This window comes from Qipengyuania sp. ABI-127-1 (assembly GCA_022953095.1).
Lineage (GTDB): Bacteria > Pseudomonadota > Alphaproteobacteria > Sphingomonadales > Sphingomonadaceae > Qipengyuania.
This window is the reverse complement of sequence record JALJCR010000001.1, coordinates 702,862-719,151: the sequence shown is the minus strand read 5'-3', so window position 1 is coordinate 719,151 and position 16,290 is coordinate 702,862. Positions and strand designations below refer to the sequence as shown.

Sequence of the window (16,290 nt, the reverse complement as noted above, 5' to 3'; positions counted from 1 at the left end):
GGATCGCTCGTGCGATTTGTCGCAATATCACTTCGATCTTGCAGGATAGCGATGGCCGCAGTTGATTTCGAAAAGGGCGACAAGACGATGGCTTTCCTGAAAAGCCATCGCCTGCCCCCGAGCCCGCAAAACTATACGCTCGCCTATATTGCCCTGTTCGATAGCGGATCGCCGATCGGCCGCGCCATTCAGGAAATCGTCGACGAAGGCTATCGCATCAAGCAGGAAGAGGTGGACACGATCTTCGACCGCCATGGCGGCGCGGCGATCTATGGCCTAACGGACAAGGCGCAGGGCGAGCGCGCCGCCCATCTGCGTCACCAGACGATCAAGCTGGGCGAGCTTGCCTCTTCGGCCGCGGACGCCACGGGCGCCTTCGCCCGCGAACTGACCGAGGAGGCCGATCAATTTTCCGGCGACAGCGGCAATACGCTGTCGATCGTCGGGCGCATGATCGCACAGTCGGAACAGGCGCAAAGTCGCCTGACCGATGCCATGCGGGAGGTGAAGGAGCTGCGCGAAGAGCTCGAGGCGGCGCGCAACGATGCCCATCGCGACGAACTGACGGGACTCGCCAACCGCCGCGCGATCGAAGTCCATCTTGCCGAATTGGCCGAAGCGGGCGAGCCACGCGTTATCGCGCTATGCGACATCGACAAATTCAAGTCGGTAAACGACCGCTACGGTCACAGCGTGGGCGACCGCGTGCTCAAACTTGTGGCGAAGACACTGGAAGACATCTGCCGTCCCCATTTCATCGGGCGCTGGGGCGGCGAGGAGTTCATCGTCATCATGACGTCGGACAATGTCGAAGCAGGCGTGAACCTGCTCGACCTTGCCCGGCACGAGCTCGCCAGAAAGGAATTCAAGCTGCGCGAGACGGATCAGCCGATGGGCCTCATTTCCTTTTCAGGAGGTGTGGCGCTGGCAGCCGGCGGCGCGGATGCGAATGCCGCGACGCTGAAACAGGCTGACCAGGCGCTCTACCGCGCCAAATCCGAAGGTCGCAATCGCATCCTCTCGGCCTGACGGCCGCCCTTCGCCGCCCCCCTCACCCGGCCTGGGCGAAGTGGTTCGGGAGCAAAGCGTTGACGATGCCGCCATCGATGGTGACGGTTTCCCCGATGGTGTAATCGCCAGCCCGGCTGGCAAGATAGACCGCGGTTCCACCCATATCGAGCTTGTCGCCCACGCGCTTGCTGGGAATTCCCGCAGCGGACTGCTCTTCGAAATCGCGTGCGGCGCGATTCATGTTCGAGGGGAAGGCCCCCGGCGCAAGGCTGGTGACATAGATATGGTCGTTGACCAGCCGCGCGGCCATCCGGCGCGTGAGGTGGATCAGCGCCGCCTTCGAAGCCTGATAGCTATAGGTCTCCCACGGGTTGATGCGCTGGCCGTCGACCGAGGTGATGTTGATCACCTTGCCCGGTCGCTCCGCGCTGGCAGCCGCGGTCAACAGCGTGTGTAGCTTCTGCGTGAGGAAGAACGGCGTTTTGACGTTGAGGTCCATCACCTTGTCCCAGCCCGCCTCGGGAAATTCGAGGTAGTCCACGCCCCAGGCAGCCCCGGCATTGTTGACCAATATGTCGAGCTTGTTCTCGCGGCTGGAAAGCTCTTCCACCAGCGCGTCGATCCCGTCCAGGGTCGACAGGTCGCCCTGGATGCCGATCACACGCTCGCCCAGTTCGGCGCAGGTTTCCTCTATCTCGTTGATCTTGCGCGCGCTGATATAGACGCGCTCGATCCCGGCGGCGAGGAAGCCTTCGACGATCATCTTGCCGATGCCACGGCTTCCGCCGGTGACGAGCGCTACGCGCCCCTTGAGGCTGAACAGGTCTTCAAGTGTCATTGCAATTCTCCCAAATCAGTCATTGCGAGGAGCCGCAGGCGACGCGGCAATCCATTTTGCCGCCCCCCGGATTGCTTCGCTTCGCTCGCAATGACTGGGAGTGGTGATCGTCTGGCGTCAATAGCCGCTCATCTCGGCAACGCGGCCAGCGTGGTAATACTGGTCGCCCAGGAATTCCTGCAACGCCCGGTCGCGCTTCATATAGAGGCCGATATCGTATTCGTCGGTCATACCGATTCCGCCGTGCATCTGCACGCCTTCGCGCACTGCGAGCCCCGCCACTTTGGCGACCTTGGCCTTGGCGACCGAAGCCATGAGGTCGGCCTTCTCGCTGCCGCCATCGAGCAACTGGGCTGCCTTGATCGTGACCGCACGCGCGATTTCGACCTCGGAATACAGATGGGCCGCGCGGTGCTGCAATGCTTGGAATTCACCGATCACCCGGCCGAATTGCTTGCGCTGCTTGAGATAGTCGACGGTCATGTCCATCGCGCCGCGGGCCACGCCCACCCCTTCCGATGCGGCGCCGACGCGGCCCGCCACCAGCATGGCATCGAGTACCTCGCGCCCGCCATCGACTTCGCCGATCACCGCATCGCCATCGAGCTCGACGCCATCGAAAGTCACATGGCTGGCCATCGAACTGTCGACCAGGCGCACGCTGTCATGGCTCATCCCGGCAGCATCCTGCGGCACGGCGAACAGGGTTACACCGTCCTTGTCGCTATCGCTGCCCGAGGTCCGCGCGGCGACGACGATCATCTCGCTCGATGCGCCATAGACCACGAAGTCCTTCTTGCCGGTGAGCTTGAAGCCATTGCCCGAACGCTCGGCCTTGCAGGCGATCCGCTCGGGGCGATGCTTGCGGCCTTCGTCGATCGCTGCGGCATAGACCTTCTCGCCCGAGATGAGCCCGGGAAGCCAGCGGCCCTTCACGTCGTTGCTGCCATGCTTCAGAGCAGTGGCCGCGAGGACGGAAGAGGACAGGAAGGGCGAAGGCGTCAGATTGCGACCGATTTCCTCGAGCACGATATTCGCCTCGACCTGGCCCATGCCGAGCCCGCCATCGTCTTCATCCACCAGCATGCCGGTGAAGCCCATTTCGGCGAATTGCTGCCACAGCGCATGGCCGAAGCCGTCCTTGCACTGACGGTCGCGCCAGTGGCGGAGCTGGTTCTTGATCGAACCTTCCTCGGCCATGAACTGGCCTGCGGTGTCGGCCAGCATCGTCTGGTCGTCGTCGTAATACAGAGGCATCTTAGTTACCCCCTCCAATTGAAATTTGGTTCAAAAACGCCTCTACAATCTCCGTCTCCAGATTGCGGGCATACTCATTCGTCGCAGCGTCTTGAGAATGGTTGCCCTTTCCCGCGGCTCCGAATGCAATCTCCTTCAGATTGGCCAAACAACCCGCTGGGTCACGATCACGAGCGACTAGAGTGGCGATTGTAGCAACTAAGACTTTGTTGATCGCACCCTGCTTTACGCGTTCTTCCGCTTCCTCTGAGAGATACACCTCGCTCATACTAGGCTCCCGGCAGGTCAAGAATGCGTTTGGAAATGACGTTGAGCATGACTTCGGACGTGCCGCCTTCGATGCTGTTCGCCTTGGTGCGCAGCCACCCGCGCGAGGGCTTGCCGCCGCTCGTCTCCTCGCTTTCCCATTCAAGTGCATGGCTGCCGCCCGCCGCCATGATCAGCTCGTGGCGGCGCTTGTTCAGCTCGGTCCCGGCATATTTCATCATGTTCGGCTGGGCGGGGTGCGCCTTGCCGACCTTGATCTCGTCGAGGAACTTCTCGCCCATCGCGCCATAGGCCAGCGCGTCGACGTCGAACTGGGCAAGCTCGGCGCGCAGCACGGGATCGATCTCGCCATTGGCGCGGGTCAGCGCGGCACCGATCGTGCCGGTATTGCCGCCATCCGCGCCCGAGATCATCTCGCGCTCGTGGCCGAGCAGGTATTTGGCGACATCCCAGCCGCGATTGATCTCGCCGACCTGAGCGGGAACATCCTCGCCATAGCTCTTGGGCACCTTCACATCGTCGAAGAAGGTTTCGCAGAACGGGCTGTTGCCGCTGATCAGCAGGATCGGCTTCGTCGACACGCCTTCGCTCGCCATGTCGTAAAGCATGAAGGTGATGCCGCGATACTTGTCTTCCTTATCCGTGCGGACGAGACAGAAGATCCAGTCGGCCTTGTCGGCATAGGAGGTCCAGATCTTCTGGCCGTTGACGACCCAGTGGTCGCCCTTGTCCTCGCCGAAGGTCTGCAGGCTCACGAGGTCCGAGCCGCTGCCCGGCTCCGAATAGCCTTGGCACCAGCGGATTTCGCCGCGTGCGATTTCGTTGAGGAAGCGCTGCTTCTGGCCTTCGGTGCCGAAGTGCAGCAGCGCCGGGCCGAGCATCCAGATACCGAAGCTGGAAAGCGGCGGGCGCGCGCCGATGGCGGCCATTTCCTCGCGCAGCACCTTGGCCTGCGCGGGCGAGAGACCGGCGCCGCCATATTCCTTGGGCCAGGCCGGGACAGTATAGCCTTTGTCGCGCGCGGCTTCGAACCAGGCCTTCTGCGCCTCGCTCTTGAAGGTCGCATTACGGCCGCCCCAATAGACGTCTTCCTCGTCGCGCACGGGCTGACGCATCTCGGGCGGGCAATTGGCTTCGAGCCAGGCGCGCGTTTCCGCGCGGAAGGCTTCCAGGTCGCTGTCGGACATTGTCCAATCCTCTCTTTTCAAACCATCGGTATGTTGACGCTTACGTTAGGGTGATTCGGCCCATCGGCGCAAGGCCACTCGCGATGGCCCGCATTGCCGTAACGTCAGCCGGAATGCGTTGACGCATTGGCACGCTCGCCTAAGCTGCGCGCAAAGAAATTCGGGGAGAGAGTAGGGATGCGATTCTCAGGCAAGACGGTGATCGTCACTGGTGCGGCATCGGGTATCGGGGCCGACGCGACCGCGCTGTTCGCCAGCGAAGGCGCGGTGGTTTATGCCAGCGACATCGATGTCGCTAGCGGCGAGAAATTGGCTGCGGAAACCGAAGGCAATGTGCGTTTCGTGCGCTGCGACGTCTGCGCCCCCGCCCAGATCAAGGCGCTGATGGACCGCGCGGCCCAGGAAACCGGCGGTATCGACACGGTGTTCAACAATGCCGGGGCCGGCGGTGCGCGCGCCGACATATCGGAAATCGAACCCGATGAATGGGACGGCACGATGGACCTGCTGCTGCGGTCGGTCGCCTTCGGCATACGCTATGCCGTCCCGCACATGAAAGACCGGCCCAGCACCAAGACCGGCGGGGCGAGCTTCGTCAATGTATCGAGTGTCGCCGCAGTCGGACCGGGCTATTCGCCGACCACTTACGCGGTCGCCAAGGCCGGGGTGCTGCATCTGACCAAATGCGCCGCTGCCGACCTTGCCCAGCACGGGATCCGCGTGAATGCCGTGCAGCCCGGCTTCATCAACACCAACATCTTCACAGCCAGCCTCGAAATTCCCGAAGAGCTTAAAACCCAGGCGAAGGCGATGATCGCGCAGATGTCCTCCAATGCCCAGCCGGTGGCGCGCGGCGGCAAACCGCGCGATATTGCCGAGGCCGCCGCCTATCTCGCAAGCGAAGCGGCAGGCTTCGTCACCGGGACATCGCTGATCGTCGATGGGGGCATCACGATCGGGCCGCGCCATAGTTGGGACCCGGAAGAAGGCGGCGCCTTCGAGGCGTTGATGGCGCTTGAGGAACAGGTGAAGAAGGCACAGCAGTCCGTCTGATGCCTTTCGTCACCGGCCCCCTGCCCCAGCGCCTCAAACTGATCCACGGTTTCGGCGCCGTTGCCTTCGGGGTGAAGGACTCCGGCTTTTCGTTTTTCCTGCTGATCTTCTACAATCAGGCCTTGGGAATGGATGCAGGCACGGTCAGCCTCGCGCTGGCGCTGGCTTTGCTGATCGACGCCTTTGTCGATCCGTTGCTGGGCAATTTGTCCGACCGCACCTGGTCGCGCTGGGGCAGGCGCCTGCCGTGGCTCTACGCGGCCCCCATCCCGCTGGCTTTCGCCTGGGTCTTCCTCTGGCATCCACCGGGCGGCGGCACACCAAGCTTCTGGGAATTGCTGGCGATCGCGGTTTCGGTCCGCGTGTTGCTGTCGGCCTGCGAAGTCCCCTCGGTCAGCCTGCTGCCCGAAATCACCGCCGATTACGACGAACGCACCACGCTGTTCCGCTATCGCTACCTGTTCGGATGGTGCGGCGGGCTGCTGATGATGTTCCTGGCCTATTTCGTGTTGATGCCTGGAGCAGAGGGCCTGTTGCAGCCAGAGGGCTATTTCTGGTTCGGTCTGGTCGGCGCGATCCTGATGGTCATATCGGTGCTCGGTTCGGCGCTCGGCCAGCATTCGCTCGTAGCCGGCTATCCCGAAACCAAGGCGCCGCCCTTCACCTGGCGCAGCGCGTTCGGCGAAATCGTCGATGCGTTCAGCGAAAAGGCGTTCCTGATCTTCGCGGCGGGCGCGCTGGCGGCCTATATCAGTCAGGGCCTGACTTTCTCGCTGACAAACTACATCAACGTCTTCGTCTGGCGCTTCGACACGACCGAGTTGCGGATTTTTCCGATTATCCTGTTCCTGTCGGTGATCCTGATGTTCTTCATCGTCGGGCCGATGCATCGCCGCTGGGGAAAGCCGAAAAGCGCGGTGATCGGCGCGTTGGGTTCGCTCGGCGTGATCCTGATGCCGTTCACGCTCTACCTCACCGGGTACTGGCCGACTGTGGGCTCGGCCGCGAGCGCGGCGCTGTTCTATTGTTTCCTGCTCATATCGAATACGCTGGGCGTGGTGGTAATGATATCGGGCAGTTCGATGATCGCCGAGATCGTCGAAGCCTATCAGGAACGCACCGGCCGTCGCGCCGAAGGCAGCTTCTATTCGGGCAACTGGTTCGTCCAGAAATGCGCCACGGGGGGCGGCATTCTTATAGGCGGCCAGGTGATCGCGCTGTCGAACCTTCCCGCCGGGGCCGCGCCGGAAGCCGTTTCGCAGGATGTCATCACCCAGATGATCCTGCTCTATTGCGGGGCGATCACCGTGCTCGGCTGCATCGCCGCCTATTGGCTGGGTCGTTTCCCGATCGACCGCGCGCAGCACGAGGCGCGCGTCGCCGCGCTCGATGCCGCCGCGCGCGCCGATGTCGACGCCGCCGTCACGCCCCCCTGATTAGAGCTTGGCGCGAGCGGTTTGTCGTGCCAGTTTCGCAAAGCAACCGATACGAAGAGAGAAGAGGACACCACGATGGATTTCGAACCGACAGAACGGCAAGCATACTGGCGCGACCGGGTGAAGAACTTCATCGAAGAGCATGTCCGCCCCGCCGTCCCGACCTACAAGGCGCAGGACGCTGAGGGCGAGCGCTGGAAGGTCATCCAGGTGGTCGAGGACCTCAAGGCCAAGGCCAAGAAGGAAGGCATCTGGAACCTGTTCATGCCGCCGCGCAATGACGGGCATCACCATGTCGAAGAAAGTTTCGAATTCGAAGGCCCGGGCCTGACCAATCTCGAATATGCGCTATGCGCCGAAGAGATGGGGCGCATCGGATTCGCTTCGGAAGTGTTCAACTGCTCCGCGCCGGATACCGGCAATATGGAAGTGTTCCACCGCTATGGCACGCGTGCGCAGAAAGACGAATGGCTGACACCGCTGATGAATGGCGAGATCCGCTCTGCCTTCCTCATGACCGAGCCCTTCACCGCCTCCTCGGACGCGACCAATATCGAGACTCGGATCGAACGCGACGGTGACGAATACGTCATCAATGGCCGCAAGTGGTGGTCCTCGGGCGTGGGTGATCCGCGCTGCAAGGTCGCCATCGTGATGGGCAAGACCGATTTTTCGGCAGGGCGCCATGCGCAGCAATCGATGATCCTGATGCCGATGGACGCGCCGGGCGTGACGATCCTGCGCCACCTGCCGGTGTTTGGCTATGACGATGCGCCGCACGGCCATATGGAAGTCGAACTGAAGGACGTGCGCGTCCCGGTGGACAATATGCTGCTGGGCGAAGGCCGCGGCTTCGAGATCGCGCAGGGCCGCCTCGGCCCGGGCCGCATCCATCACTGCATGCGCACCATCGGCGTCGCCGAAGAGGCGCTGCACAAGATGTGCAAGCGGCTGCAGGAGCGCGAAGCCTTCGGCAAGCCGATCTACAAGCATTCGGTCTGGGAAGAACGCGTGGCCCGCGCCCGCATCGACATCGACATGACCCGCCTGCTCTGCCTCAAGGCGGCCGACATGATGGACAAGGTCGGCAACAAGGCCGCCAAGCAGGAAATCGCGATGATCAAGGTCCAGGCGCCGACCATGGCGCTGAAGATCATCGACGATGCGATCCAGGCGCATGGCGGCGGCGGCGTGTCCGACGATTACGGCCTCGCCAACGCCTATGCGCACCAGCGCACGCTGCGGCTGGCCGATGGTCCGGACGAAGTTCACGCCCGCTCGATCGCACGCATGGAATTCGCCAAACACCTGCCCGAGAAGGGGCCGACCGCCAATGCCCTGCGCGAAGGCGCGGCACCGACTTCGGGTGACGATCATCTCAGCTCGGGCGATATGGGAGTGGCGCGCTGATGGCCAAGGCAGCAATCCTCGAATCCGTCGGCGCGCTCACCATCGGCGAGGTCGAACTTGCCGACCCGGCCCCGCATGAGGTCCTGATCGACACCAAGGCCTGCGGGCTGTGCCATTCCGACCTGCACTTCATCGAAGGCGCTTATCCGCACCCGCTGCCGGCCATTCCCGGCCATGAAGCGGCGGGCGTGGTGCGCGCAGTCGGCAGCGAGGTGAAGACGGTCAAGCCAGGCGATCACGTGGTCTCCTGCCTGTCCGCCTTTTGCGGGCATTGCGAGTTCTGCGTCACCGGGCGCATGGCATTGTGCATGGGCGCCGATACCCGCCGCGCGCAGGATGCCCCGCCCCGCATCATGCGCGCCGACGGCAGCGGACCGGTGGGGCAGATGCTCAACCTGTCGGCCTTCTGCGAACAGATGCTGATCCACGAAAACGCCTGCGTTGCCATCGACAAGGACATGCCCCTCGACCGTGCGGCCATTATCGGCTGCGCGGTTACGACCGGCGCTGGCGCGATTTTCAACGCCTGTTCTGTCGTACCGGGTGAAGCTGTGGCCGTGGTCGGTTGCGGCGGTGTCGGCCTTGCCACGATCAACGCCGCCAAGATCGCCGGGGCGGGCAAGGTCATCGCGATCGACCCGCTGCCCGAAAAACGCCAGCTCGCCGAAGTGCTCGGCGCAACCCACACGGTCGATGCCATGGCCGCCGATGCGGTGGAACAGGTCATGAAGATTTCCGGCGGCGGCGTGCACCACGCGATCGAGGCCGTCGGACGGCAGGCCAGCGCCGATCTCGCGGTGAAAATCCTGCGCCGCGGCGGCACGGCCACGATCCTCGGCATGATGCCCTTGGACTGCAAGGTCGGCCTCGGCGCGATGGACCTGCTCTCGGGCAAGAAGCTGCAGGGCGCGATCATGGGAATGAACCATTTCCCGGTGGACCTGCCGCGCCTGGTCGATTTCTACATGCGCGGCCTGCTCGATCTCGACACGATCATCGCCGAGCGTATTCCGCTGGAGAAGATCAACGAAGGCTTCGAAAAGATGAAGAGCGGCCATTCGGCGCGCAGCGTGGTGGTGTTCGACTGATGAGCGAGAAGGCGATCGATTTCGACAAGGAGATGGTCGGCACCGTGGAAGTGCCCGAGGCCGACCGGCTCGATATGGACGCGCTGACCGCGTGGTTCGCGGCCCATGTCGAGGGCTTCGCCGGCCCGATCAGCTATTCGAAGTTCAAGGGCGGGCAGTCGAACCCGACCTATCGCATCGATACGCCGGGCCGGTCCTACGTGCTCAGGCGCCAGCCCTTCGGCAAGCTGCTGCCGAGCGCGCATGCCGTCGACCGCGAATACAAGGCCATGCACGCGCTGGGGCCGACCGGCTTTCCCGTGCCGAAGACCTATGGCCTGTGCGAAGACATCGAGGTGATCGGAGCCAAGTTCTTCGTCATGGGCCTCGCCGATGGGCGCAGCTTGTGGAACGGTGCGCTGCCCGATTATTCGCCCGAGGAGAGGCGCGAAATCTATAACGCCATGATCGACACCATGGCCGAGCTGCACCTTCGCAAGCCCGACCAGATCGGCCTCGGCGATTATGGCAAGCCGACCGACTATTGCGCGCGCCAGATCAGCCGCTGGTCGAAGCAATACAAGCTGTCCGAAACCGAGCATATGCCGAAAATGGAGCGGCTGATCGAATGGCTGCCGCAGACCATCCCGCCGCAGCATGAGAGCAGCGTCGTGCATGGCGATTACCGGCTCGACAACATGATATTCGAGAAGGACGCCAACCGTGTCCTTGCCGTGCTCGACTGGGAACTGTCGACTCTGGGCGATCCGATCGCCGACTTCAGCTATCTCATGCTCAACTGGCACAACCCGCATGACGGGCGCGCGGGGCTGCTGGGGCTGGATCTCGAGGAGCTGGGCATCCCGTCGCAGCAGGAAGCGGTCGACCGTTACGTTGGCAAGACCGGCTATCCGGTCCCGCCGATGGATTGGTATTTCGCCTACAATCTCTTCCGCCTGGCCGGGATCATGCAGGGCATCAAGAAGCGCGTGATCGACGGCACCGCATCTTCCGCGCATGCGAAATCCATGTCCGAACGCGTCGCGCCGCTGATCGACCGCGCCTATGAGTTCGCGCAAGCGGCGGGGATGGACTAGCGACGCGGGCCTGCTAACGACCGCTTCCGAACGTGAACCGGAGACCAGCATGAGCACCGACCTCGAAAACCGCATCACCGCCGCGTGGGACGACCGCGCCAATGTCACGCCGCAAAGCGCCGATGTGCGCGAGGCGGTCGAGGCGGCGCTGGCCCTGCTCGACAGCGGCGAGGGCCGCGTTGCCGAGCCCGACGGCAAGGGCGGCTGGACGGTCAACCAGTGGCTCAAGAAAGCGGTGCTGCTCAGCTTCCGCCTCAACGACAACCGCGTGATGGATTGCGGCAGCGCAGGCCACCCCGCCTTCGACAAGGTGCCGAGCAAGTTCGCCGGATGGGACGATGCGCGTTTCCGCGAGGCGGGCTTCCGCGTCGTGCCCGGCGCAATCGCCCGCGAAGGCGCCTATATCGCGCCCGGCTGCGTGCTCATGCCCAGCTTCGTCAATATCGGTGCCTATGTCGGCAAGGGCACTATGGTCGACACTTGGGCCAGTATCGGCAGCTGCGCGCAGATCGGCGAGAACTGCCATATCTCGGCAGGGGCGGGCATTGGCGGCGTGCTCGAACCGATGCAGGCCAATCCGACCATCATCGGCGACAATTGCTTCATCGGCGCGCGTTCGGAAATCGTCGAGGGTGTGATCGTCGGTGAAGGCTGCGTGGTTTCGATGGGCGTATTCATCACCCAGTCGACCAAGATCGTCTATCGCGAGACCGGCGAAGTCATTCGCGGCCATCTCCCGCCCTTCTCGGTGGTCGTACCCGGCACCATGCCCGGCAAGGATGGCGGCCCCGGCCTCGCTTGCGCAGTGATCGTCAAAACGGTGGATGCGCAAACGCGCGAAAAGACCGGGATCAACGACCTCCTGCGCGACTGAACTTCCGGAACATTCGCGCCGCGTGAGCGTAAACCTCCCAGAAACTGCGGGATCGCAAGATATTCAGGGAGTAGAACCACGTGCGCAAAGAAGGCGAAGAAGTCCACGTTACCGGCACCGAGGCGAGCGGCGGCTCGAAAGAGGGTGTGGTGCGTTGGGTGCTGGCAGGCGGGCTGTTGCTCGCGCTTATCCTGATGTCGATCGTCTGGATCATCCCCGCACTGTCGACCGGCGATGTCGAGGAAGAAGGCACGGTCAGCGGGCAGATATCCTCCATGGAAGATGATGGCGACAGCACCGACAGCATCGTGGGAATCGATGGCGAGACCGATCTGGGGGACGATCAGGTCGCGGCGCCCGACGGGGATCAGACCAGGATTGAGGACGGGCTCGAAGTTATCGAGAATTGACCGTTTCAAGGAGTGAGGTCGCATGAGCCATCCCAACAGCTTCCAGGCCAACCAATACGTCAAATGGAACTGGGGCGACGGCACCGGTTGCGGCCAGATCAAGGAGCGTTTCGAGCGCGAAGTTACCCGCACCTTGCAAGGTACCGAGGTCACCAAAAGCGGAGACGAGGACAATCCGGCCTATCTCATCCGGCAGGATGATGGCGACGAGGTGCTCAAGCGCGGCAGCGAACTCGAAGCGCAGGACTGAACCATGCCGGAAGCCAAAAGCAAGGCCCAGCAGCGAGCCGCCGGTGCGGCGCTGGCGGCCAAGCGCGGGGAAACCGATATCGGTGACCTCCAGGGTGCATCCCGGCAGATGTATGACGGTATGAGCGAAAAAGAGCTGGAGGAAATGGCATCCACCGACCGCTCCGACCTGCCGGAAAACGCGGACGGGGATTGATGGCCCGCCGCATAGGCTACGAATTTTGCAGCGATGACGACGCGCAACCATGCGTCGATGCGCTGGATCGGTTCTACGATGGCGAGCGTGACCCGCTGACGCTCGCAAAGCGATGACCAGCAGCCTGCCCGATAATGCCCAGGTCATCAGCGCGACCTTCAATCAGCAATTGCTGATAGGTGCCGCGATGATCGCAGTATGCGTCGTCATTCACGGCATGGGCCTGTTCACGATCCAGCGCATTCTTTCCGGAGAACGGATGACCGAGCGGTTCGAGAAACTGCGCCCCTTGTCCGTCACCGGGGCGGGATTCACGCTGATCGCCGTGTTCGCGATCATCTTCATCCACTTCGTCGAAATCTGGCTGTTCGCCTTCCTCTACGACTACCTAGGCGCGCTGCATTCCTTCAGCGAGGCGCTGTATTTCTCGACCATCAGCTATGCGACGATCGGCTACTCGGATGCTTCGATCCATCAGGAATGGCGCATGGTCGCGGCATTGGAAGGCGTGGTCGGCATCATCCTGCTGGGATGGTCGACCGCCTTCTTCGTCCGCATACTCGGCCGCCTCGAAGGCGAGGACGGGAAGCTCCGCTGACGCCTATTCGCCAGCGTCGCGCGGCTCGCCCGCGGCATATTCGAACGGAACCATGTCGCCCACGCTCGCCGCATAGATCTCGGCATCGCGCATCACCCGCATCATATTACGCGAGGCGATCTTCTCGAGATCCTCCTGCGAATAGCCGCGCTTGGCCAGTTCGACGAACAGCGCCGGATAGCCGGTTACATCCTCCATCCCGATCGGGCCGGTGGGCATGCCGTCGTAATCGCCGCCAATCCCGATATGATCGATCCCCGCGACATCACGAATATGATCAATATGGTCGGCCATGTCGGAAATGGTCGAAACCGGCGGGCGATTTTCGGCATCCCATTTCGCCAGTTGCGCCTCCACCGTGTCGGGCAGGCCGGGAAGGAGCGCTTCGAGCCGCGCCTTCTCCGCCGCGCGGTCGGCAGCATGGTTGCGCAGGTCTTCGGTGATGAACCACGGCAGCGCGACCACCATCACGAGCCCGCCATTTTCAGGCAGACGGGCGAGAACGCCATCGGGCACGTTGCGCAGATGGCCGTTGATCGCCCGCGCACCCGAATGGCTGAAAATGACCGGAGCCTTCGCCACGTCGAGCGCATCGTGCATTGCCGCTTCGCTCACATGGCTGAGATCAACCAGCATACCGATGCGGTTCATCTCGCGCACCACGTCCATGCCGAAGGCGTTGAGCCCGTCATGCCTGGGCGCGTCGGTCGCGCTGTCGGCCCAGCTCAACGTCTTGCCATGCGTCAGCGTCATGTAGCGCGCGCCCATATCGTACATTTGGCGCAGCACGGCGAGGCTCGAGCCGATGGAATGGCCGCCCTCCATGCCCAGAAGCGAAGCGATCCGGCCCGCTTCCATCGCCTGTTCGACATCGTCGGCGGTCAGCGCCAGTTGCAGATCGTCGGGATAGCGCGCGATCAGCCGTTTGGTCACATCGATCTGCTCGATGGTCGCCTGTACCGCTTCGGGTTCGGGCAGGCTGGCGCTGACATAGACCGACCACCACTGCGCCCCGACCTTGCCCTGGCGCAGGCGCAACAGGTCGGAATGCATGGCGCTGCGCCCGTCACGCGCGGTATCCAGCGTATCGCGGAAATCGAAATCGTTGATCCGGTTGCCCAAACGCGAGCGTAGCTGGATCGGCACGTCGTTATGACCGTCCCACACCGGCGCCGCTTCGAGCGCCGCGGCGGCTGTTTTCTCCGCACCGTTCTGGGCGGACGCCGGACCCGCGATGGCAAGAGCGGTTGCAGCAGCGGTGGCAAACAGAAATTGGCGCATATTCAGGAACCCCTTATCATCTTGCGGGCTGTCCTAGCAAAGAGGATCGGCAAGGAAAGGCCTCATTCATGACCATCACCGCCCGCTGGAACGGCGAGACGCTGGCGCGCAGCGACGACACAGTCGTCGTCGAAGGCAATCACTATTTCCCGGCGGGTGATGTCGCGCGCGGCGTGCTGGTGCCGAGTGAGACGACCAGCCACTGCCCGTGGAAGGGCACGGCGAACTATTACTCGATCAATGCCGGCGGTGAAATGAACACCGACGCCGCCTGGTATTATCCCGAGCCGAAAGAGGCGGCGGCCAAGATCAGGGACCGGATCGCGTTCTGGAACGGCGTCGAGGTGGTCGAGGCGTGACATCCGCCGCGGCGATTATCGAGAAGCTCGGTCTGGCGCGACATCCGGAGGGCGGATGGTACCGCGAGACCTGGCGGGCGCCTGTCGCCGATGGCCAGCGAGCAAGCGCGACGGCGATCCATTTCCTCCTCGAACATGGCCAAGGCTCGCACTGGCACCGGGTCGATGCGGCCGAAATCTGGCTTTGGCATGCGGGCGACACGCTCGAATTGTCGCTTGCGAAGGGTGACGACGGCCCCATCGAAACCGTTCTGCTCGGGTCAGACGTTATCGGCGGGCAGGCGGTTCAGCATGTCGTTCCACCGCACTGGTGGCAGGCAGCACGATCGGCGCAAGGCAAGGCTGGCTACGCGCTCATGTCCTGTATCGTATCGCCGGGGTTCGAATTTTCCGGCTTCGAACTGGCCGCCGCAGACTGGCACCCCGGCACATGATCCGAACCGGGCTACGCTGGCTGCTCGGTGCTTTCTATGCCTTTGCGGGATATATGCATCTCGCCGATCCGGCACCGTTCCTGGCGATCATGCCGGGCTGGGTACCCGCCCCACAAGCGGTGGTTTTCTGGACCGGAATTGCCGAACTGCTCGGCGCGGCAGCGCTGGTGCAATGGGCCAATTCGCGCTTGCGCCGCGCGGGTGCTGTGGGCCTCGCGCTCTACGCAATCTGCGTGTTTCCGGCGAACATCCATCATTTCGCACTCGACATGGCGCGGCCCGATGGCGGGCTGGGACTGGGTTACCACGTCCCGCGTATGCTCGCGCAGCCGGTTCTTGTCTGGCTGGCGCTGTGGACCGGCGGCGTCACGGACTGGCCGTGCCGCCGCCGATAACCAGACTTTAGCTCATGTGCTTCGAGACGGCGCCCGTCATCTTAAACATGGAGATCTGTTCCTTGCCGATCACGCCGCCGAGCGTGTCGTCGGGATTGATCATGCGCTTATCGTTGGAATCCTGCAGGCCCTTGGCCTTGATGTAATCCCACACTTTCGAGGTCACCTGCGCACGGGTCAGCGGACCCTTGCCGACCACATTTTCGAGCTGCGGCGACAGGTTCACCGGCTTCTGCAGTGCGTTGTTCTTGCCAGCCATGACTAATCCTTTCCTTGGCTATGCTTCATTCTACGTCGCCCAGATCCTCGATATCCAGCTCTTCGACCTCATGGCCTTCGAACCGGGCAGTGAGAACCGCGGCGGCGGTCACGTGTCCGTCCAGATTGCGGACGAGTTCCTCATGCGTCGCCCCCGGCATCAATGTGAGCGGGAGGTCGATCGCAAAAAGCTGGAAAACGTAACGATGTTCTTCGCCCAGCGGCGGATCGGGCAACAGCCATTCCGAATTGCCCTGGGCGTTCTTGCCCGTGCGTGGGGGGACTTCGCCTTCCATCAGCTTGCCCTTCTGTGGCGCCAGGCCCCAGACGGTCCAGTGGACGTGTCCCTTGTCCGCGTCCTCGGCGATCAGCACCAGTTCCTGGGTGCCGGGTGGCGGCGCCGTCCACTCGAGTGGGGGAGCCACCGAATCTTCTTCGATCGCGGTGAAGGAGGGATCGAGTTCACCCCCATGGGCAAATGCTGCACTTTTGAGGGTGAAGCCGCCACGTCCCATCACGCGCTCATCCGCCACCTTTCCAAGCGTCAATCCATGCCCGGCCGGACTTCCGCCAACCGCCTTTTGAACCCAGGGCACAACGCCGCTAGCCATGA

At 63.0% G+C, this 16,290-nt stretch carries 21 protein-coding genes; 14 read left to right on the top strand and 7 right to left on the bottom strand.

Features of this window, described 5'->3' with window-relative positions; all coding sequences use genetic code 11:
* Positions 1 to 51 precede the first annotated feature (51 nt).
* A complete protein-coding gene (locus tag MUY37_RS03395; RefSeq protein ID WP_499194005.1) occupies positions 52 to 1,029 on the top strand; it encodes a GGDEF domain-containing protein in 978 nt (325 codons plus the stop codon).
* Between the two features lie 22 nt (positions 1,030 to 1,051).
* Here MUY37_RS03395 and MUY37_RS03390 read toward each other — a convergent pair whose 3' ends face one another.
* From MUY37_RS03390 to MUY37_RS03375, 4 genes are all read right to left on the bottom strand, one after another.
* On the bottom strand, positions 1,052 to 1,849 hold the full coding sequence (locus MUY37_RS03390; protein WP_499194004.1) for an SDR family NAD(P)-dependent oxidoreductase: 798 nt from the start codon (positions 1,847 to 1,849) through the stop codon (positions 1,052 to 1,054).
* 117 nt (positions 1,850 to 1,966) lie between these two features.
* Complete coding sequence (locus MUY37_RS03385) at positions 1,967 to 3,106, bottom strand: acyl-CoA dehydrogenase family protein (protein WP_499194003.1); 1,140 nt, start codon at positions 3,104 to 3,106, stop codon at positions 1,967 to 1,969.
* 1 nt (position 3,107) lies between these two features.
* The gene (locus tag MUY37_RS03380) at positions 3,108 to 3,374 is read right to left on the bottom strand and encodes a hypothetical protein (RefSeq protein ID WP_499194002.1); all 267 of its coding nucleotides are present in this window, start codon (positions 3,372 to 3,374) and stop codon (positions 3,108 to 3,110) included.
* A 1-nt stretch (position 3,375) separates the two neighbouring features.
* Complete coding sequence (locus MUY37_RS03375) at positions 3,376 to 4,560, bottom strand: acyl-CoA dehydrogenase family protein (protein WP_499194001.1); 1,185 nt, start codon at positions 4,558 to 4,560, stop codon at positions 3,376 to 3,378.
* A gap of 177 nt (positions 4,561 to 4,737) precedes the next feature.
* On the opposite strand from MUY37_RS03375, the gene MUY37_RS03370 reads away from it, so the two are divergent.
* The 10 genes from MUY37_RS03370 to MUY37_RS03325 all read left to right on the top strand — a co-directional run bounded on the left by MUY37_RS03370 (position 4,738) and on the right by MUY37_RS03325 (position 12,950).
* A complete protein-coding gene (locus tag MUY37_RS03370) occupies positions 4,738 to 5,613 on the top strand; it encodes an SDR family NAD(P)-dependent oxidoreductase (RefSeq protein WP_499194000.1) in 876 nt (291 codons plus the stop codon).
* Entirely contained in the window at positions 5,613 to 7,049 is a 1,437-nt protein-coding gene (locus MUY37_RS03365; RefSeq protein ID WP_499193999.1) for an MFS transporter, read from the top strand. Before MUY37_RS03370 ends, MUY37_RS03365 begins: the two co-directional genes overlap by 1 nt.
* 75 nt (positions 7,050 to 7,124) lie before the next feature.
* Positions 7,125 to 8,459: an acyl-CoA dehydrogenase family protein gene (locus MUY37_RS03360; protein ID WP_499193998.1), complete on the top strand. Its 1,335-nt coding sequence runs from the start codon at positions 7,125 to 7,127 to the stop codon at positions 8,457 to 8,459.
* Positions 8,459 to 9,547 (top strand): Zn-dependent alcohol dehydrogenase, encoded by a 1,089-nt coding sequence (locus MUY37_RS03355; RefSeq protein WP_499193997.1) that lies wholly within the window; start codon positions 8,459 to 8,461, stop codon positions 9,545 to 9,547. Before MUY37_RS03360 ends, MUY37_RS03355 begins: the two co-directional genes overlap by 1 nt.
* Positions 9,547 to 10,623: a phosphotransferase family protein gene (locus MUY37_RS03350; RefSeq protein WP_499193996.1), complete on the top strand. Its 1,077-nt coding sequence runs from the start codon at positions 9,547 to 9,549 to the stop codon at positions 10,621 to 10,623. Before MUY37_RS03355 ends, MUY37_RS03350 begins: the two co-directional genes overlap by 1 nt.
* A 49-nt stretch (positions 10,624 to 10,672) precedes the next feature.
* Positions 10,673 to 11,497, top strand: a complete 825-nt coding sequence (gene dapD / locus MUY37_RS03345) for a 2,3,4,5-tetrahydropyridine-2,6-dicarboxylate N-succinyltransferase (RefSeq protein ID WP_499193995.1) — start codon at positions 10,673 to 10,675, stop codon at positions 11,495 to 11,497.
* Between the two features lie 80 nt (positions 11,498 to 11,577).
* Complete coding sequence (locus MUY37_RS03340) at positions 11,578 to 11,907, top strand: hypothetical protein (protein ID WP_499193994.1); 330 nt, start codon at positions 11,578 to 11,580, stop codon at positions 11,905 to 11,907.
* A gap of 22 nt (positions 11,908 to 11,929) precedes the next feature.
* Positions 11,930 to 12,157 carry a hypervirulence associated TUDOR domain-containing protein gene (locus tag MUY37_RS03335; RefSeq protein ID WP_499193993.1) on the top strand — a complete coding sequence of 76 codons (228 nt, stop codon included), beginning with the start codon at positions 11,930 to 11,932 and terminating at the stop codon, positions 12,155 to 12,157.
* 3 nt (positions 12,158 to 12,160) lie between these two features.
* Positions 12,161 to 12,352, top strand: a complete 192-nt coding sequence (locus tag MUY37_RS03330; protein ID WP_499193992.1) for a DUF3008 family protein — start codon at positions 12,161 to 12,163, stop codon at positions 12,350 to 12,352.
* Positions 12,353 to 12,464: 112 nt separating this feature from the next.
* A complete protein-coding gene (locus MUY37_RS03325) occupies positions 12,465 to 12,950 on the top strand; it encodes a potassium channel family protein (RefSeq protein WP_499193991.1) in 486 nt (161 codons plus the stop codon).
* 3 nt (positions 12,951 to 12,953) lie between these two features.
* Here the strand turns inward: MUY37_RS03325 and MUY37_RS03320 are convergent, their stop codons facing one another.
* Positions 12,954 to 14,231: a dipeptidase gene (locus MUY37_RS03320; RefSeq protein WP_499193990.1), complete on the bottom strand. Its 1,278-nt coding sequence runs from the start codon at positions 14,229 to 14,231 to the stop codon at positions 12,954 to 12,956.
* A 68-nt stretch (positions 14,232 to 14,299) separates the two neighbouring features.
* Between MUY37_RS03320 and MUY37_RS03315 the strand changes: the two genes are divergently transcribed.
* The 3 genes from MUY37_RS03315 to MUY37_RS03305 are packed head-to-tail and all read left to right on the top strand — an operon-like array spanning position 14,300 to position 15,419.
* Entirely contained in the window at positions 14,300 to 14,590 is a 291-nt protein-coding gene (locus tag MUY37_RS03315) for a DUF427 domain-containing protein (protein ID WP_499193989.1), read from the top strand.
* On the top strand, positions 14,587 to 15,024 hold the full coding sequence (locus tag MUY37_RS03310; RefSeq protein WP_499193988.1) for a cupin domain-containing protein: 438 nt from the start codon (positions 14,587 to 14,589) through the stop codon (positions 15,022 to 15,024). Before MUY37_RS03315 ends, MUY37_RS03310 begins: the two co-directional genes overlap by 4 nt.
* Entirely contained in the window at positions 15,021 to 15,419 is a 399-nt protein-coding gene (locus MUY37_RS03305; RefSeq protein ID WP_499193987.1) for a DoxX family protein, read from the top strand. The genes MUY37_RS03310 and MUY37_RS03305 overlap by 4 nt, the downstream gene beginning before the upstream one ends.
* A gap of 7 nt (positions 15,420 to 15,426) precedes the next feature.
* On the opposite strand, the gene MUY37_RS03300 is transcribed toward MUY37_RS03305, so the two are convergent.
* The gene (locus tag MUY37_RS03300; RefSeq protein WP_499193986.1) at positions 15,427 to 15,678 is read right to left on the bottom strand and encodes an SWIB/MDM2 domain-containing protein; all 252 of its coding nucleotides are present in this window, start codon (positions 15,676 to 15,678) and stop codon (positions 15,427 to 15,429) included.
* Between the two features lie 25 nt (positions 15,679 to 15,703).
* Positions 15,704 to 16,288 carry a YbhB/YbcL family Raf kinase inhibitor-like protein gene (locus MUY37_RS03295; protein ID WP_499193985.1) on the bottom strand — a complete coding sequence of 195 codons (585 nt, stop codon included), beginning with the start codon at positions 16,286 to 16,288 and terminating at the stop codon, positions 15,704 to 15,706.
* Positions 16,289 to 16,290 lie beyond the last annotated feature (2 nt).

Bases quoted from the DNA above. Each gene is read 5' to 3' on its own strand.
- MUY37_RS03390 (WP_499194004.1), bottom strand. From the start codon at position 1,849: ATGACACTTGAAGACCTGTTCAGCCTCAAGGGGCGCGTAGCGCTCGTC.
- MUY37_RS03300 (WP_499193986.1), bottom strand. From the start codon at position 15,678: ATGGCTGGCAAGAACAACGCACTGCAGAAGCCGGTGAACCTGTCGCCG.
- MUY37_RS03315 (WP_499193989.1), top strand. From the start codon at position 14,300: ATGACCATCACCGCCCGCTGGAACGGCGAGACGCTGGCGCGCAGCGAC.
- MUY37_RS03365 (WP_499193999.1), top strand. From the start codon at position 5,613: ATGCCTTTCGTCACCGGCCCCCTGCCCCAGCGCCTCAAACTGATCCAC.
- MUY37_RS03375 (WP_499194001.1), bottom strand. From the start codon at position 4,560: ATGTCCGACAGCGACCTGGAAGCCTTCCGCGCGGAAACGCGCGCCTGG.
- MUY37_RS03355 (WP_499193997.1), top strand. From the start codon at position 8,459: ATGGCCAAGGCAGCAATCCTCGAATCCGTCGGCGCGCTCACCATCGGC.
- MUY37_RS03330 (WP_499193992.1), top strand. From the start codon at position 12,161: ATGCCGGAAGCCAAAAGCAAGGCCCAGCAGCGAGCCGCCGGTGCGGCG.
- MUY37_RS03320 (WP_499193990.1), bottom strand. From the start codon at position 14,231: ATGCGCCAATTTCTGTTTGCCACCGCTGCTGCAACCGCTCTTGCCATC.
- MUY37_RS03360 (WP_499193998.1), top strand. From the start codon at position 7,125: ATGGATTTCGAACCGACAGAACGGCAAGCATACTGGCGCGACCGGGTG.
- MUY37_RS03395 (WP_499194005.1), top strand. From the start codon at position 52: ATGGCCGCAGTTGATTTCGAAAAGGGCGACAAGACGATGGCTTTCCTG.
- dapD (WP_499193995.1), top strand. From the start codon at position 10,673: ATGAGCACCGACCTCGAAAACCGCATCACCGCCGCGTGGGACGACCGC.
- MUY37_RS03325 (WP_499193991.1), top strand. From the start codon at position 12,465: ATGACCAGCAGCCTGCCCGATAATGCCCAGGTCATCAGCGCGACCTTC.
- MUY37_RS03385 (WP_499194003.1), bottom strand. From the start codon at position 3,106: ATGCCTCTGTATTACGACGACGACCAGACGATGCTGGCCGACACCGCA.
- MUY37_RS03295 (WP_499193985.1), bottom strand. From the start codon at position 16,288: ATGGCTAGCGGCGTTGTGCCCTGGGTTCAAAAGGCGGTTGGCGGAAGT.
- MUY37_RS03380 (WP_499194002.1), bottom strand. From the start codon at position 3,374: ATGAGCGAGGTGTATCTCTCAGAGGAAGCGGAAGAACGCGTAAAGCAG.
- MUY37_RS03305 (WP_499193987.1), top strand. From the start codon at position 15,021: ATGATCCGAACCGGGCTACGCTGGCTGCTCGGTGCTTTCTATGCCTTT.
- MUY37_RS03370 (WP_499194000.1), top strand. From the start codon at position 4,738: ATGCGATTCTCAGGCAAGACGGTGATCGTCACTGGTGCGGCATCGGGT.
- MUY37_RS03335 (WP_499193993.1), top strand. From the start codon at position 11,930: ATGAGCCATCCCAACAGCTTCCAGGCCAACCAATACGTCAAATGGAAC.
- MUY37_RS03350 (WP_499193996.1), top strand. From the start codon at position 9,547: ATGAGCGAGAAGGCGATCGATTTCGACAAGGAGATGGTCGGCACCGTG.